The sequence below is a fragment of the Novosphingobium sp. NDB2Meth1 genome (assembly GCF_900117425.1).
Taxonomy (GTDB): Bacteria; Pseudomonadota; Alphaproteobacteria; order Sphingomonadales; family Sphingomonadaceae; genus Novosphingobium.
Genome location: NZ_FPEH01000032.1, coordinates 60,115 through 76,381, shown reverse-complemented (window position 1 = coordinate 76,381; position 16,267 = coordinate 60,115). Strand labels below are relative to the sequence as shown.

General features: G+C 65.0%; 14 protein-coding genes. 8 read left to right on the top strand and 6 right to left on the bottom strand.

Features of this window, described 5'->3' with window-relative positions:
- Window positions 1-104 precede the first annotated feature (104 nt).
- From NDB2M1_RS18530 to NDB2M1_RS18520, 3 genes are all read right to left on the bottom strand, one after another.
- A complete protein-coding gene (locus tag NDB2M1_RS18530; protein WP_171955445.1) occupies window positions 105-2,678 on the bottom strand; it encodes a TonB-dependent receptor in 2,574 nt (857 codons plus the stop codon).
- 210 nt (window positions 2,679-2,888) lie between these two features.
- Window positions 2,889-4,463 carry an aromatic ring-hydroxylating oxygenase subunit alpha gene (locus tag NDB2M1_RS18525; RefSeq protein WP_072384292.1) on the bottom strand — a complete coding sequence of 525 codons (1,575 nt, stop codon included), beginning with the start codon at window positions 4,461-4,463 and terminating at the stop codon, window positions 2,889-2,891.
- A gap of 32 nt (window positions 4,464-4,495) precedes the next feature.
- Window positions 4,496-5,785, bottom strand: a complete 1,290-nt coding sequence (locus tag NDB2M1_RS18520) for a spinster family MFS transporter (RefSeq protein WP_072384291.1) — start codon at window positions 5,783-5,785, stop codon at window positions 4,496-4,498.
- Window positions 5,786-5,986: 201 nt separating this feature from the next.
- On the opposite strand from NDB2M1_RS18520, the gene NDB2M1_RS18515 reads away from it, so the two are divergent.
- From NDB2M1_RS18515 to NDB2M1_RS18495, 5 genes are all read left to right on the top strand, one after another.
- The gene (locus tag NDB2M1_RS18515; RefSeq protein ID WP_072384290.1) at window positions 5,987-6,376 is read left to right on the top strand and encodes a Zn-ribbon domain-containing OB-fold protein; all 390 of its coding nucleotides are present in this window, start codon (window positions 5,987-5,989) and stop codon (window positions 6,374-6,376) included.
- Window positions 6,373-7,521, top strand: a complete 1,149-nt coding sequence (locus NDB2M1_RS18510) for a thiolase family protein (RefSeq protein WP_072384289.1) — start codon at window positions 6,373-6,375, stop codon at window positions 7,519-7,521. The genes NDB2M1_RS18515 and NDB2M1_RS18510 overlap by 4 nt, the downstream gene beginning before the upstream one ends.
- A gap of 3 nt (window positions 7,522-7,524) precedes the next feature.
- Entirely contained in the window at window positions 7,525-8,295 is a 771-nt protein-coding gene (locus NDB2M1_RS18505; RefSeq protein WP_072384288.1) for an SDR family NAD(P)-dependent oxidoreductase, read from the top strand.
- Between the two features lie 189 nt (window positions 8,296-8,484).
- Entirely contained in the window at window positions 8,485-9,417 is a 933-nt protein-coding gene (locus tag NDB2M1_RS18500) for an SDR family oxidoreductase (protein ID WP_072384287.1), read from the top strand.
- A gap of 190 nt (window positions 9,418-9,607) precedes the next feature.
- Entirely contained in the window at window positions 9,608-11,212 is a 1,605-nt protein-coding gene (locus NDB2M1_RS18495) for a S10 family peptidase (protein ID WP_072384286.1), read from the top strand.
- Here the strand turns inward: NDB2M1_RS18495 and NDB2M1_RS18490 are convergent.
- The 3 genes from NDB2M1_RS18490 to NDB2M1_RS18480 all read right to left on the bottom strand — a co-directional run bounded on the left by NDB2M1_RS18490 (window position 11,209) and on the right by NDB2M1_RS18480 (window position 13,315).
- Complete coding sequence (locus NDB2M1_RS18490; protein WP_072384285.1) at window positions 11,209-12,003, bottom strand: sugar phosphate isomerase/epimerase family protein; 795 nt, start codon at window positions 12,001-12,003, stop codon at window positions 11,209-11,211. The genes NDB2M1_RS18495 and NDB2M1_RS18490 overlap by 4 nt on opposite strands.
- On the bottom strand, window positions 12,003-12,743 hold the full coding sequence (locus NDB2M1_RS18485; protein ID WP_171955444.1) for a glucose 1-dehydrogenase: 741 nt from the start codon (window positions 12,741-12,743) through the stop codon (window positions 12,003-12,005). Before NDB2M1_RS18485 ends, NDB2M1_RS18490 begins: the two co-directional genes overlap by 1 nt.
- 98 nt (window positions 12,744-12,841) lie before the next feature.
- Window positions 12,842-13,315, bottom strand: a complete 474-nt coding sequence (locus NDB2M1_RS18480) for a nuclear transport factor 2 family protein (RefSeq protein ID WP_072384284.1) — start codon at window positions 13,313-13,315, stop codon at window positions 12,842-12,844.
- 89 nt (window positions 13,316-13,404) lie between these two features.
- Here NDB2M1_RS18480 and NDB2M1_RS18475 point away from each other — a divergent pair, with 89 nt between their 5' ends.
- The 3 genes from NDB2M1_RS18475 to NDB2M1_RS18465 are packed head-to-tail and all read left to right on the top strand — an operon-like array spanning window position 13,405 to window position 16,266.
- The gene (locus NDB2M1_RS18475; RefSeq protein ID WP_054122928.1) at window positions 13,405-14,175 is read left to right on the top strand and encodes an SDR family oxidoreductase; all 771 of its coding nucleotides are present in this window, start codon (window positions 13,405-13,407) and stop codon (window positions 14,173-14,175) included.
- A gap of 28 nt (window positions 14,176-14,203) precedes the next feature.
- Window positions 14,204-15,496, top strand: a complete 1,293-nt coding sequence (locus NDB2M1_RS18470; RefSeq protein WP_253185949.1) for an aromatic ring-hydroxylating oxygenase subunit alpha — start codon at window positions 14,204-14,206, stop codon at window positions 15,494-15,496.
- Window positions 15,493-16,266, top strand: coding sequence for an SDR family NAD(P)-dependent oxidoreductase (locus NDB2M1_RS18465; protein ID WP_072384283.1), 774 nt, complete (start codon window positions 15,493-15,495; stop codon window positions 16,264-16,266). Before NDB2M1_RS18470 ends, NDB2M1_RS18465 begins: the two co-directional genes overlap by 4 nt.
- Window position 16,267: the final 1 nt, after the last annotated feature.

The window sequence follows — 16,267 nt, the reverse complement described above, 5'->3', positions numbered from 1 at the left end:
CCCATTTGCCCGGGCCGCAAGAATGGGGAGGACCTGAAAAGGAAAAGGCCGCCCCGGTTTCCCGAGGCGGCCCCTTCATCCGGCGTGGAGTTGCCGCCGGGATCTCAGAACTTGAAGCTGCCCTGGATAAAGATCTGGCGGCCGCGGTTGATGGTGAAGACTTCGTCGTCACCGATCGGAAGGCCATTGGTCGGGCCGGCGAGGAACGGACGACCGCCCGAGGTGTTGACGAAGATCTTGTCGGTGATGTTGTTGCCGACCAGCGCCAGCCTCCACTTGCCATCGGGCGCGCCGACCGAGATCGAGGCGTCGATGGTGGCATAGGCGGGCTGCTGGTAGTCCGTGAAGTTTTCCTGCCGGGTATAGTACTTGCCGCTGTAGGCGACGTTGCCCGAGAGGCCGAGTTCCAGCGCATCGCTGAGCGGTGCGGTGTAGTCGAACGCGATATTGCCGGCGAATTCCGGCGCACGCGCGGCGCGGCGGCCACGGATGTTGGGATCGTCAGCCGTGCCGAGCACGCCATCCGGGCCGGTGCCGGTGAAGAAGTCCCGCGTGAACTTCGCATTGGTATAGGCGAGCGAGCCGAACAGGCGCAGGCCATCGACCGGCGGGCGCCAGCTGAAATCGACGTCGATGCCCTTGGTGCTGAGCTGACCGGCATTGGTGGTGACGAACTGGATCGTCGTCGCGTTGAAGTTCTGCACCTGCAGGTTGTTGAACACGTAGTAGTACGCCGTGGCGTTGAACGTGATCGTGCGGTTGGCCAGCTGCGACTTGAAGCCGATTTCGCCGCCCTTGCTGGTTTCCGACTTGAAGATCAGCCCGTTGGCTGCGGCCTGGAACCTGTCGGGAATCAGGAAGTTGGCGAGGTTGCTCGAGGGCAGCGCGCTGTTGTCGATGCCGCCCGACTTGTAGCCGGTCTTGAAGGCAGCATAGACGTTGAAGTCCGGGTTGACCTTGTACCGCAGCGTCACTTCCGGCGACCAGTTGCTGTCGTTGAACTTGATCGGCGGTGTCTTGAAACCGCTCGGCACGAAGCCGAACACCGTCGACAGGAAGGTGTGCATGTAGGGAATTTCGATCGTGTTGACCTTGTCTTCCTTGGTGTAGCGGACGCCGCCGGTCAGCTCGAGCTTGTCGGTGATGTCATAGGTCGCGCTGCCGAAGAGCGAATAGGTGTTGGTCTTCGTGCGGTGCTTCTTGAAGTAGTCGAACGTATTGCCGGTCACTGGATCGGGGAACAGCAGCGAGGCATTGAACGCCTGCTGCGAGGTATCGAACTTGATCACGCGGCTTTCGTAGAAGGCGCCGAGCTGGAAATTGATCGGACCATCATAGCTGCTGACAAGGCGCAGTTCCTGGGTGAACTGGGCCGTCTTGTTGACCGGATCGCTGCCGCCGACGCCCTGCGGCGAACCGGGGGCGTTGACCGCTGCCAGCGCGGGGGCTGAGAACGGCCCGAGCGCTGCGAGCACCAGCGGCGCCCCACTGGGGCGGAATGCCGGGCCGACGCCGAGATAGCTGTAGGAATCGAAGTCGAGCGCCTTGAGATTGAGGTAGCCCGTGGTCGAGACCAGCTTCAGGTTTTCGCCGAGCTTGGCGTCCATCTTTAGGCGTGTGAAGAACACGTCTGTCTGGCCGAAGGGATGGCCCGGATAGCGGCCGCCCGCAGCGCCGCTGCCATCGGGGAACCGGCCCACCAGCGCCGGTGAGGGATCGGACGTGGTGACGTACTTGTCGAGCGGCTTGCAATCCGCGTTCGAGGGGATTGCAATCGCGTTGGGGCCAAGGAACGAGAACAGCACGACCTCATCCGCACGGCCGTTCTTGCCGCACGAAATGTCGGCGGTGCCGATCGCGCCGTCGTTGGTGTTGCGGGTGTAGGTTGCCTTGAGGTTGGCGGTGAAGTCGCTCGACGGTTCCCACTGCAGCGTGACGCGGCCGACGAAATCGGTGAGGCCGCGGTTGCGCAGCTTGGCCGGGGTCGTCGGGTTGATCTTCACGTATTCCTTGACGTCGTTGTACTGGCCGGCGACGCGGATGCCCAGCGTATCGGTCAGCGGGCCCGAGACGTAGCCGCTGACGAGATAGCCCTTCTCTTCGAATTCATAGGAAGCGCTGCCGCCGTACTGCCAGGTCTTGGTCGGATCGGCGGTGCGGATCTGGATGACGCCGGCCGAGGCGCTCTTGCCGAAGTAGAGCGACTGCGGGCCCTTGAGCACGTCGATCTGCGCCGGGTCGGCAAAGCCGGCCTGAAGCAGGCGGCTGGTCGAGACCTGCACGCCGTCGAAATCGATCGCCACGGCGCTGTCGAACGCGGCGGAAATGTTGGACGAGCCGACACCGCGCAAGCTGATCTGCGCACCTGCGCCGGAGCCGCCGACCTGGACGTTGAGCGTAGGGATGCGGCTGACGATGTCAGCCGGCTTGGTGACGTTGTACTTGGTGAGCGTGTTGGCGCTGATCGCGGTGATCGTCAGCGGCACGTTCTGCAGCGATTCCGCGTCGCGGCGGGCGAACACGGTGATTTCCTCGGTCGTCGCCGGCGCGTCACTGGCGGCGGCACCTTCCGCCGGAGCCGCAGCATCGGCAGCATGAGCCAGCCCCGGCAGCATCAGTGAAGTGGCAGCCGCACCGGCAAAAAGCGCGGCGCGGAACGGCGACACGACGGTCCTCATCCCCATAGCAATCCTCCCAACTTTGTGGCGGCAGATATCTAGCTGTATTTACTAGATTTTCCGCCCACAATCCCGGTTACTAAGCTAGGGCGCGGGGGGCGAACAGCAACTATCAGAAATAGGGACAGGCGGCGGGTTTTTGTGCGCGGTGTTGCTGCAAAAACGCACGGATTCCGTAAGGTCCGATCTGAATGTAATTGCTGCGTGCCGTCACCGGCTTCTGGGCGGGGTCTCGCTTTCCAGCCAGCGGTTCAGCTTGTTGTGAAAATCGCGGATCTTGCTTTCCTGATAGCTCGCGAAGATCACCTCGCCCTTGGGATGATTGTGCAGGCCCTTCTGGACGGCGGCGTGATTGAGCCCGTCCTGGTTGAAGATCTTGTTGAGATAGCTGCCGAATTCGGTCGCCTTGGTGTAATCGTCCTCCAGATCGAGGAAGGTGCACTTGGCTGGCGCCGGGCGCTCTGCGCCTTCGGGCACCTGCACCATGTACATGACCTCGTGGAGCGACTGCTCCGGATTGTCCCCGTCGGGCCGGAAGCGGTAGAAGATCGGATTGAAATCCGCCCACGGATGCAGGTTGGGGAACACCGAGTAGAAGATCGCGTCGATCATGTCGGCGTCGCTGAACTGGTCGATCTTGTCGCCCCACTGCGGGCGCATGAGCTCGCGCCGGTCGCGCGCAGCATCGGCGCGGAAATCCTCGGTTGAGGCACTGGCAAAGCGGGTGGGCATGTTTTCCTCGCCCGGTGCGATCTTGCCGCCGATCCAGTTGCACATGTGCGCATCGGCGCTGACGACTTCGCCCTCGATATGCGCGCCGGTCATGTCGAACAGACCGGTCTTCCCGTCGGGCCGCGTGACTTCGACGCGGTTTTCCTCGATGCGGCGATAGACGTGGCCCGAAAGCGGATGGCGGAAGCTGGTGAAGGCCTGGCCTTCGGGGAAGGCGCTGGGGTCCGGTGCATCGAGATCGGTGTGCGCGCTCGGCGGGCCCGAGGCCGACATGGCGCGGCTGATGTTCGGCCAGACGTCGTACTTGGAGCCGGTATCGAGGAACATCGGCAGCAGCTCGGGGTGCGTGCCGACAACGTGGTAGGATTCCATGAAGGCTTCCTGCGCCACTTTCCAGTTGCACGGTAGGCGCTTCACCATGTGCGCGGCCTTGTAGCGGCGCTTGAACGGCAGCGAGAAATGGCGGTCGATATCGCCGAGAAAATCGGCAAGCGGCTCGGCATTCGGGTCGGGATTGATAAACACGAAACCGCCCCAGTGGCCGACCGAGACCGCGGGGAGGGAATATTCCTCTTCGGTGACGCTCGGGAAATCCCAGTGGCTGGGCACTTCCTTGAGCTTGCCATCGAGGTGCCACGACCAGCCGTGGAACGGGCAGCGCAGCACCTTGAGGCCCTTTTTGTGGGCCTCGCACAATTGCCGGCCGCGGTGGAGGCAGGCGTTGGGGAAGGCCTTGACCGCGCCGGGGCCGTCGCCCGAGGCATTGCGCACGAGGATGTAGGAGAGACCGGCGATCTCGTAGACATGGGTGTCGCCGACATTGGGAATGTCGTCTTCATGGCAGGCCATCTGCCACACGCGCTTCCACAGCCGCTCGACCTCGCGCTCGTGCTCTTCCTTGCTCCAATAGCGGTGGGTGGCGACCTTGGTGACGCCGCCGGGATAGGGCGAATCCTCGAGGTAGACGGCCGGCGGCGGAACGGTGTCCGCCTTGATCACGTCGTTGTAGGTCACACCGGCTGTGCGGTCGTGCCCGGTCTTGGTTTCCACCATTTGTCCGCTCTCCCTAGGACTTACAGGGCAGTCTACGCTTGCGGGGAAGGCGGACCATTCATCATTTTGAGGGGACCGCGCTCCATGCCGCCAGCGGCGTGGAGGTAGAACAGCGCGGCCGGGACGGCGAAGGCGGCGCTGACGCCGATCACCGCCCAGGTCAGGGCCTTGGCGCCCAGCATCGGGGTCAGGCTGGTGCTGGCATAGCCGATCAGGAACAGCCCGAGCGCCTGGCCGATGAGGTTGTTGAAGATCATCGCGACGGCCATCGCCATGGCGCGCTCATCTGGCCGCACCGCGAGCTGGATCAGCGAGACGGTGGGCGCCTGCGCGGTCAGGAAGACGAGATAGCCGCACGAGAACAGGCCGAGAAAGGTCCAGAAGTTCGTGCTCTGGAGTGCGGCGAGGTAGATCGGCAGGCACGCAAGGGTGGCGATGGCAGGGAGCCAGGCGCGCCAGCGCGCATCCCGCCGCACCAGCCAGTCGGTGAGATAGCCGCCCAGCAACGGCCCGGGAATGCCGCCAAGGACGAAGGCAAGGCCAAGGTAGAAACCCACGTCGGCGGTCGTGACGGGAAATCCGCGCAGCATGATCGCCGCAAGCCAGGTGGCAAAGCCATAGCCCGTCACGATCATGCAGCCGAAGGCGAGGCTGGCGGCAAGGAACACGCGGTTGGCAAAGAGTTCCCGAATCCCGGTGAACCATGCGGCCATGCCCTCCGCCATGCTGACCTTGTCCGGGATCGGGCGGCCGCCAGGTTCCTTCACCGTCAGAAAGACAAACAGCGCGAAGATGATGCCGGGAATGCCGAGCAGCAGGAAGGTCATCCGCCAGCCGACCGCATGGGCCAGCACCCCGCCGAGAATGAGCCCGGCGGCGGTGCCGAGCGTGGGGCCGAGGAAATAGATGCCCATCGCGCGGCCCAGCTCGTGGCCCTTGAAGGTCTGGGTGAGGAGCGACGTGCCCGCCGGGCCGCTGCCCGATTCGCCAATGCCAACGCCCATGCGCGCGAGGAAGAAGGTCCAGAAACCCGTCGCCATCCCGCACAGCGCGGTCATCAGGCTCCACGAGGCGATCGACACCGCGATGATCAGCGGCCGGCTCATCCGGTCCGCCAGCCAGGCGATGGGCAGGCCGCAGACGACATAGAGCACGGTGAAAGCAAAGCCGGTGATCAGGCCGATCTCGGTATCGCTCAGCGTGAAGGCGTGCTTGATGTCCTCGAGCATGATCGAGAGGATCAGCCGGTCGGCAATATTGAGCATCCCGCCGAAGGTGATCACGGCGAGCACGAACTGGCGGTAGTGGCGATGCTCTCCCAAGATGCCCGCTCCTTGTTATGGCATAGGGCTAGGCATTCGCAGGCGCGGCGGCGACTAACACAAAGGGGGAGGCCTCGGCGGGCCGCCTATCATTTTCAATGCCTACCATTTTCAATCATCGTCGCCCCCCGGCTTTGATGCCACGATGCTTGGCACAAACGGGGCCGGGGCGAGCCGGCCTGATCCTGCGGGAAAGGTCATATGACGCAGCTTGAGCCCATTGCCGAAAACCTGTGGACCAACGAGGCGGAGCCGGCGCTGATCGGCGGGCGGCTGCCGAGCGGCAAGATCGTGTTTCCCTATCCCAGTGGCGATGCGGCGGAAGGTGTCGAGCCCTGGCGCCTGTCGCGCAAGGGCACGCTGTGGTCGTGGACCCGGCAGGACTTCCAGCCGAAGGAGCCCTACGAGGGGCCTGAGCCGTTCCAGCCCTACCTCCTCGGCTATGTCGAGCTGCCCGGCGAGGTGATCGTCGAGACGCGCATCGTCGATTGCGTGCTCGAGGATCTGAGGCTCGGCATGCCGATGGAATTCGTGGTCGCGCCGTTCGATGCGACCCGTTCGACTTATGCGTTTCGTCCGGAGAAAGCGTGATGGAAGACGTCTATATCATCGGGGCCGGCATCCACCCCTTCGGCCGCACTGATGGCCGCTCGGGCCGCGATCAAGGTGTCTACGCGGTGCGGCAGGCGATGGCCGATGCCGGGATCGAGTGGACCGACGTGGGCTGCGCCTATGGCGGCTCGGCCGCCGCAGGCAGCGCGGACATCATGGTCAACGAACTGGGCCTTACCGGCCTGCCGTTCATCAACGTGGCCAACGGCTGCGCGACGGGCGGCTCGGCGCTGGCCTCTGCGCGCAATGCCATCGCGGCGGGCGAGTTCGATGTGGCGCTCGCGGTCGGCTTCGACAAGCACCCGCGCGGCGCGTTCAACGCCAAGCCGCGCGAATATGGCCTGCCCGAATGGTACGGCCAGACCGGGATGATGCTGACGACGCAGTTCTTCGCGCTCAAGATCCAGCGCTACATGCAGCTTTACGGGATCAGCCGCGAGACGCTGGGCCGCGTGGCGGAGAAGGCCTTCCGCAACGGCGTCCATGCCGATCACGCGTGGCGGCGTTCGCCGGTCGATCTGGAGACGATCCTCAACTCGCCGATGGTGAACGATCCGCTGACAAAGTACATGTTCTGCGCGCCTGCGGAAGGTGCGGTGGCGCTGATCCTGGCGAGCGGCAAGAAGGTGCGCGAACTGGGCGCGGATGCGGTGAAGATTGCCAGCGTCGCCGTCCGCACGCGCCCGCCCGGCTCGTTCGAGGTGTTTGCACCCTCGGTCGATATCGAGAATGGCGGCAAGCCCACGATCCTCGCTTCCAAGGCAGCGTTCGAGCAGGCCGGCATTGGGCCGGAGGACATTTCGGTGGCCCAACTGCAGGACACCGAGTCCGGCGCCGAGATCATGCACATGGCCGAGAACGGTTTCTGCAAGGACGGCGATCAGGAGCAGTGGCTGCGCGAGGGCCGGACCGAGATCACCGGCAAGCTTCCGGTCAATACCGACGGCGGCTGCCTTGCCTGCGGCGAACCGATCGGCGCATCGGGCCTGCGGCAAGTCTACGAAAACACCGTGCAGCTGCGCGGACGCGGCGGCGGGCGGCAGGTGCCCGGGAGCCCCAAGGCGGCCTACAGCCACGTCTATGGCGCGCCCGGCCTTTCCGGCGTTTGCATTCTGGAGCGCTGATTGATGGGCAAGATGACCGGCAAGGTCGCGCTGATTTCGGGCGGCGCTGAAGGGATCGGCGGCACGGTGGCCGAGCTGTTCGTGGCCGAAGGCGGCAGCGTGATGCTGGGCGACTTGCAGCTGGACAAGGCCAAGGCCCATGCCGCGAGGCTGGGGCCGAACGCGGATGCGGTGCAGCTTGATGTCCGCAGCCTCGAGCAGTGGGAAGCGGCGGTTGCGGCGACTTTGGCGCTCTTCGGCAAGCTGACGACTTTGTGCAATATCGCAGGCATTTCGGAGCCGGGGAACACCGTCGACGTCGATCTCGACAGCTGGCACCGCCATATCGACATCAACCTGACGGGCAGCTTCTATGGCTGCCGCGCCGCGATCCCGGCGCTGGCGGCTTCGGGTGAACCTGCGACGATTGTCAATGTCGGTTCGATGCTGGCGCAGCGCGCTTCGGGCAATATGGCGGCCTATTGCGCGTCCAAGGCGGGCGTGACGCATCTGACCCGCACCGTGGCGCTCGATTGCGCCGAGCGCGGCCTCAGGATCCGCGCCAACACGGTGCATCCGGGTGCGATCCGCACGCCGATGTACAACCGCTATCTCAACGCTGGCGGGGTGACGCCGGAGCAGATCGAGGCGGTGATGGCCTCCGCGCATCCGATGGGGCGCGTGGGCGAGCCCGACGAAGTGGCGCGGGCGATCCTGTTTCTGTCTTGCGAGGATTCGAGCTTCACGAGTGGCACCGACCTCAATGTCGACGGAGCCAGCGCGATCAGGAGTTGAGAGGGAATTCCTACCCCTCGTCCGTTCGTCCCGAGCGAAGTCGAGGGAGTTTTGGCCGAGCGTAGCCGAGGTCTTGTGCGGAGTTGGTTCTCGGCTTCGCTCGAACGGGTCCCTCGACTTCGCTCGGGACGAACGGCGTAAAAACAAGGGCTGCGCATGACAGCCGGCATAACGAAGGAGAGATGCAAGATGGCACTGGTATCCGTCGTGGGCGCAACCGGTCGGCAAGGGCTGGCTCAGGTGCGCCAGCTTGTCGCTGCGGGGCATCAGGTCCGCGCCCTGTCGCGCAACGAGAAGCCTGACCTTGGGCCGACCAACGCCGATATCGAGACGCGGGTGATCGATCTTTATGACCGCTCGACGTACGTGAAGGCGCTCGAGGGTTCGGACGCGGTGTTCTACAACCACCCGCTGCAGCTCAGGGATTCCCGCGCCGAGCTCGCCGGCTGGATCGGCGCGGCGGCGAAGGAAGTCGACGCCAAGCGTTTCGTCTGGAACACCTCGAGCTGGATCCCGGACAAGCCCGGCGATGCTTTCACTTATGCGGGCAACACGGCGGGCATCAACGCGCTGTTCCGCTCGGGCGTGCCGGCCACGGTGTTCGGCTCGGTGCTGTTCATGGACAACCTGCTGACCAACTGGGCGCGCCCGTTCATCGTCCACGAAAGCCGCTACGTCTATCCGCACAAGCCGACGCTGGGTGCGAACTGGATCAGCCTGGATGATGTCGCCAAGATCATGATCCACGCGATGGACCGGCCGGACATGGAAGGTACGTGGATGAACATCGGCGGGCCGGAGCGGCTGCTGCCGCCGCAGGTCGCGCAGATCCTCTCGGACCACTTCGGGCGGACGATCAAGTATGATCCGTGCACACCGCAGGAGTTCGGCGACCTGCTGGTCGGCGCGTTGGGGGATTCGATGGCCGAGGAAGAGCGGGGGCCCTTCTCGGCAGGCATTGCGGCGTTCTACGAATACAACAACAATGCGCCGACGAGGCCCTTCGAGGTGAATGTCGAGGCGATGATGGAGCGGCTGCCGGGGATCGAGCTGGAAACGCTGGCGCAGTGGGTGGCGCGGCAGGACTGGTCCGACACGGCGCACCGGCCTTCGGCGGGATAGATCCGCTCCACTTATGGCCCCGCTCACCCTGAGCTTGTCGAAGGGTGCTGGTGCTTCCGTTGCGGTTGATGCTTCGACAAGCTCAGCATGAGCGGTCGGGGGTGGGAAATCCCACCTTGCAGGGTATGGACAAGAAACCGGCGCGGTGCGACCAACCGCGCCGGTTTTCTGTTTGTGGATGAGGCATTTCATGCGGCTTCTCGGGATTTCGGCGCTGGCTCTGGCATTGGGACTCAGCACCGCGGCGCTGGCGGCGGACAAGCCGGCTGACGCGGCCAAGCCTGCCGAGGCGGCCAAGGCGGCGCCTGCGGGTCTGTTCCAGCCGGAGGAAGTCGCGAGCGAAGGTTCGGTCACCGTGCGCGGTGCGAAGATCGACTACAAGGCGGTGGCGGGCACGCTGGTTATCCATCCCAAGGGCTGGGACGATGCGGCCAAGCCCAAGGCGGAGGCCTCCAGCGACGAGGCGCCGGCCGAAGCCTCGATGTTCTACACCGCCTATTTCAAGAAGGGTGCGCCCGCTGCGGACCGGCCGATCCTGTTCGTGTTCAACGGCGGGCCGGGGTCGGCGACCGTCTGGCTCCACATGGGCGCGTTCGGGCCGCGCCGGGTGGTGACGGCGGATGGCGGCCATACCCCGCCGGCGCCCTACAAGGTGGTCGACAACGGCGAGAGTCCGCTCGATGTGGCGGACCTCGTGTTCATCGATGCGCCGGGGGCGGGGTTCAGCCGGATCGCGGGGAAGGACAAGGAGAAGGCGTTCTACGGCATCGACCAGGACGTCTATGCCTTCGCCGATTTCATCAAGCAGTTCCTCGGCAAGTACCAGCGCTGGAACTCGCCGCGCTACCTCTTCGGCGAAAGCTATGGCACGCCGCGCGCGGTGGCGCTGGCGGCGCGGCTGCAGGGGACGGACGCGGTCGACTTCAACGGGATCATGCTGCTTTCGACCACGCTGGCGTTCGATTTCTGGGCCGATGCGCCGCAGTGGAACCCCGGCAACGACCTGCCCTATATCGCGGTGCTGCCGACCTATGCGGCGACGGCGTGGTATCATGGCCGCGTGCCCGGCGGGCGTCCGGCGGCGTTGGAGCCGTTCCTGGCCGAGGCCGAGAAGTTCGCAACCGGCGACTATGCCGCCGCGCTGATCGAGGGGAATGACCTTCCGGCGGATCGCAAGCAGGCGGTGGCCGAGAAGCTGGCGCGCTATACGGGCCTTGCCCCCGCCTACATCCTGCGCTCGAACCTCAGGGTCAATCTCGGCCAGTTCAACCGCAATCTGATGGACGAAACCGGGCAGACCGTGGGCCGGCTCGATACGCGCTTTGCCGGGCCGAGCCTCGACGTGCTGAGCAAGGAGGCGGACTATGATCCGCAGTCGACCGCGATCAGTTCGGCCTATGTCTCGGCGTTCAACGATTATGCGCGGGGCAAGCTGGGATACGGCGCGGGCAAGGCGTTCAAGCTGTTTGCCAGCATAAGTGAATGGGACCTCAAGCACACGCCGCCGGGCGCCGGTAGTCCGGTGGAAGGTGCGGCGAACCTGCTGCCGGACCTTGCCTTCACGATGAAGACCAACCCGACGCTGCGGGTGCTGGTGCTGGGCGGGTACTATGACACCGCGACGCCCTATTTCGAGGGGCGCTTCCAGATGCGGCACCTGCCCGTGCCGGAGAACCTGCGCGCGAACATCTCGTACAAATACTACCCGTCAGGCCACATGGTCTATGCGCACGAGGATTCGCTGAGGGCGCTGCACGAGGATGTGGCGGCGTTTGTGAGGGGGCGCGGCAACTAGGCGGCGTTCGCCGCCAGCCAGCGGCGCGTGGCCTCCGCCACCGCCTTGGCCCGCTCGCCTGGATCGGGGAAGCCGTCGCGCAGGGCCTTGGAGCGCAGTTCGATGCTGAGCGGGATGCCGGGCGGGAGGCCTTTGTAAATATCCACGAGGGCCAGCGCGCCTTCGCCGCATTGTTCGCGAAGGTCGATGGCGTCCTCGATGATGGCTGGGAAATTCGCTGGATCGGGGCGCTTGGCGGGCGCGTCGCAGAATTGCGCGTAGGGGAGCAGTTCGCGCGGGATGCGGGCGATATCGGCGATGCTGCTTTGCGAGCGGTCGACGTGGATCGGATCGATCAGGAGGGCACGCAGCGGGTGGGCGACCTGATGCAGCACGCCGAGGGCCATGGTGAGGTTCTTGACCTCCGTGAAGATGCCGAACTCGAGCGCGACGCGCAGGCCGGTGCCTTCGGCGTGGACGCAGAGCTCATGCAGGCGCGCAGCGGTCTTGCCCATGTCCGGCTCCGATGAGACGCACAGCACGTTCTGCGCGCCAAGTTCGGCTCCGACATCGATGACCTTCTTGTGGAGGGTCATGTCGCTTCCGGGCTGGATCCAGATCACTTCGACGTCGACCACCGGCAGGCCCGTATCCGCGAGTGCGGCGCGCGCTTCACGCGTGGTTGTGTCCGTCCACGTCTCGGGATCGACCCAGAGCCCGACCGCATCGAACCCGCCGAACTGCGCGGCGCGGATCGTCTCGACAGGGCCGAATTCGGGGACGACGCCCGAGGCGAGGCTGATCGGGTTCATCAGATGGAACTGCCGCCGTCGATGCGGAACTCGGCGCCGGTGGTGAAGCCGGATTCGTCGGAGGCGAGGTAGACTGCGATGGCGGCGATTTCCTCAGGGGTGCCGATGCGGCCGATGGGGTGGACGGCGACCCAGCCGGCGTAGACTTCGTCGGGGTTGGGCACTTGCGCCAGCACCTTGTCGAGGATCGGGGTGCGGATCACGCCGGGGTGGATCGAGTTGCAGCGGATGCCGTAGCCGCTTTTGCCGCAATGCGCGGCGATCGACTTGGTCATGTGCGCGACGGCGGCCTTGGCGCCGTTGTAGGCGACGAGATCGGCATTGGCGCGAATGCCCGCGAGCGAGGACATGTTGATGATCGAGCCGCCGCGCTCTTTCATGGCCGCCACCGCATACTTGCAGCCGAGGAACACGCCGACGACGTCGATCTCGAACTCGTGGCGGAACTGCTCGAGCGTGACTTGCTCGATGTTCCCGGCGGTGGTGATGCCGGCGTTGTTGATCACGCAATCGACGGTGTCGAGGCCGGCGAAGGCGGCGGCCCAATCGGCTTCCTGCGTCACGTCGAGATGGACGTAGCGGGCCTTGGCGCCGAGTTCTGCGGCGAGGGCTTCGCCGCCTGCGTCATCGATGTCAGCGATCACGACGCTGGCGCCCTCCGCCACGAAGCGCCGCGACATGGCGGCGCCGAGGCCGGAGGAGCCGCCGGTTATCAGCGCGGTCTTGCCGTTCAATCGCATGATTTTTGTCCTCTCAGTTTCCGCTCGTGTCGAGCGAAGTCGAGACACCGTGCGCCGCGTCTGGTGTCTCGACTTCGCTCGACACGAACGGAGTGGGTTTAGCTTCTGGGTGCATTGGCCGGATCGACGCGCTCCCAGTCGTGGTACGCCTGCCGCGCCACGATCAGCCAGCGCCCGTCCCGCTTTTCCATGCGGTCGCAATAGCGCCCGGCCACGATCCAGTCGGTTGCCTTGCCATGGGTCGGCACCGGGGTGCCTTCGGTGTGGCCGGCCTCGATGAAGTGGTAGGCGACGAAGTTGGCTTCGGTCTCCACGCTCAGGCCGTCAGCCGCAAATGCGAAGTGGACATTGCCGATGGTGTGGTGCGTCGCGGGGATCGTGCTGAGGACAGCACTGGCAAAACCGATAAACTCGTCCGGCGAGCCCACGAAGGTGGAATGGCGGTGGATATGGTCATCGGCGAAGCAGGAGCGGACCAAAGCCCAGTCTTTCCGGTCGATTCCCTTGCAATAGCGGTGGAGCAGATCGCGCACTTCCTCGCGTGCCAGCAGCTCCTCTGTCGTCACCGCCACGGCCTCACCCCTCTCTTTTGCTAGTAACGTCTGCCTAGCATCCGGGGTGAATTGGTGGGAACTTGGCAATAATGAGAGGGACGCCGCGTATGGGCAGGCTTTCGGGAAAAGTGGCGATCATCACCGGCGCGGCCAAGGGCCTCGGCGAGGCGGATGCGCGCATGTTCGTGCGCGAAGGGGCGCGGGTGGTGCTGACCGATGTGGACAGCGCGAACGGCGAACGCGTCGCTGCCGAACTCGGCGAGATGGCGGAGTATCGTCATCTCGACGTGCGGCACGATGCCGAATGGCGCGTGCTGGTCGATGATGTGGTCGCGCGGCACGGCAAGCTGGATATCCTCGTCAACAATGCTGGCGTGGTCGAGCTGGGCGATATCGAGACGCAGACCGAGAAGGACTATCGCTTCATCATGGCGGTCAGCGCGGACGGCACCTGGTTCGGCTGCCAGCACGCGGTGCGCGTGATGAAGGAAACAGGTGGCGGCTCGATCATCAACATGGCCTCGATCGCCTCGGTCCAGGGCGAAAGCGCGGTTGCAGCATATTGCGCAGCAAAAGGCGCGGTCGAGGGGCTGACGCGGGCGGTCGCGGTGCATTGTGCGAGGGCCGGCTACAACATCCGCTGCAATTCGATCCACCCGGCGGGCATCCTTACGCCGATGGTGATGGAAGTGGGCCGGCAGGCGGCGCTGATGCGCGGCGCGGAAGAAGCGCTCAACGCAGGGCCGCTGGTCAAGCTCGGCGAGCCGGACGACATTGCCTACACGGTGACGTTCCTCGCCTCGGACGAGAGCAAGTTCATCAACGGCGCGGCGATCCGCGTCGATGATGCAAGATCGGTGATTGCGGGAAATCCCTGAGATTTCAGCCCCCAATGGAGTGCGGCCAATGATGGATCAGCAGACGGTCGAGACGATCAAGCGGCTGATGGAATGGGAAGCGGGGCGCAGCGCGCCGCCCGAGGGCTTCCCGTCGCTGCCGGACATGCCTGCCGGGCGCTATACCAGCCAAGAATACTACGACCTCGAGCAGCAGTACATCTGGAAGAAGAGCTGGCTGTTCGCGGCGCACCTCGATGAAGTGCCGGAGCCGGGCAGCTTCATGCAGTGGGACAATGCCGGTCAGCCGCTGATCATCGTCCACGGCATGGATGGCGTGGTCCGCGCGTTCTACAACACCTGCCGCCACCGCGGCGCGCCGGTCGTCACTGTGCAGCGCGGGCGCAGCCCCCGCCTGATGTGCGGCTATCACAACTGGACCTACAAGACCGACGGCGAGCTCGTCGGCGTGCCGGAATCCCAGGATTTCGGCCCTGCATTCGACAAATCGTGCCGCAGCCTGATCGGCGTGCGCTGCGAGATGTATGGCAAGCTGATCTTCGTCAACCTCGATGAAAACGCGATTGGCCTGCGTGAGTGGATGGGGCCGCTGTGGGACGAGTGGGAGGAGTTCGCCTTCGACCGGATGCGCCTTGCATCACGCCAGTCGTTCGATCTCAAGTGCAACTGGAAAGTGGCGATGGAGGCCAACATGGAAGTCTACCATGTGCCCTTCATCCATGCCCAGACCGTGGCGCCGCTGGTCGATCACAAGCGCAACGTGAACACGATCTTCCCCGGCGGCCACGCGCGGATGATCGCGCCGCCGCCGAAGAATACCAACCGGGCGCACGTGCGCGCGATCGACAATCCGCCGGAATGGCAATCGGTCGAGACGGTGGGCGAGCTGGGGCGGACCACCACACAGAGCTACACGATGTTCCCCAACTGGGTCTCGCCGCTCTCGAACTTCTTCATTCCGCCGCTGATCTTTTGGCCAACCTCGCTGAACACAACCCGGCTCGAGCTGATCACCATGGCGCTCGACTGGGGCGATGGCCCGACGCCTGATCTTTGGACCGTGCCCGACGGCAAGGGCGGGCGCGAGATGAGCCCGATCATCCAGGAAGACACCCAGTTCGGCGAGGCGATCCAGAAGTCGATGGAAAGCGACGGGTTCAAGTCCGTGCCGCTGAGCTATCAGGAAGCGCGCATCTACAGCTTCCACCAGACCTGCGACAAGATGATCGGGCTGGACCGGGTGCCGCCGCACCTCGCCGTGAAGCAGGTCATCGGCAAGGACTGGGTCTGGCCGAACGATCCGCGCGTTGCCCTGATGGAGCGTGAGGCCGAACCGGCATGAGCATCCTCGACAGCTTTCGCATCGACGGGCGGGTGGCGGTCGTTACCGGTGCGGGCAAGGGGATCGGGCGCGCGATTGCCATCGCGCTGGCCGAAGCGGGGGCGGATGTGGCGCTCGGCGCGCGGACGACGGCGGACATCGACGCGGTGGCGGAGGAAATCCGTTCGCGCGGTCGGCGGGCGATTGCCGTGCCGACCGATGCGACCTCGATGGAGGCGCTGGAGAACCTCGCGGCCCGCGCTGCGGCGGATCTCGGTTCCGTCAGCATTTGGGTGAGCAATGCGGGCGGCATTCCTGATGGCAATCCGCGCTATCTGACCAAGACGACGGAAGCGAGCTGGGACGCGCAAGTCGATCTCAACCTCAAGGCTGTCTGGATGGGCGCGGTGGTTGCGGCCAAGGCGATGGGTGAAGCGGGGGGCGTGATCCTCAACACCTCCTCGCGCGCGGCGTTCGGACCGCAGGCGAAGAACGGGCCTTATGCTGCGGCGAAGGCGGGCGTGAACAGCCTCACCAGGACGCTCTCGCGCGAACTGGCACCGAAGATCCGCGTGAATGCAGTCGGGCCGGGGCCGATCCCCACGCAGAACTTCAACGAGTGCATGCGCACCGGGGATGAAGCTGCGCGCGAGGCGCTGCGGGAGATGATGCGCATTCCGCTCCAGCGGTATGGCCGCGAGGAGGACATCGCGGCAGCCGCAGTCTATCTGTGTTCGCCGGCCTCGGGCTGGGTGACGGGGCAGTGCCTCTACATCGACGGAGGGCTGTGAG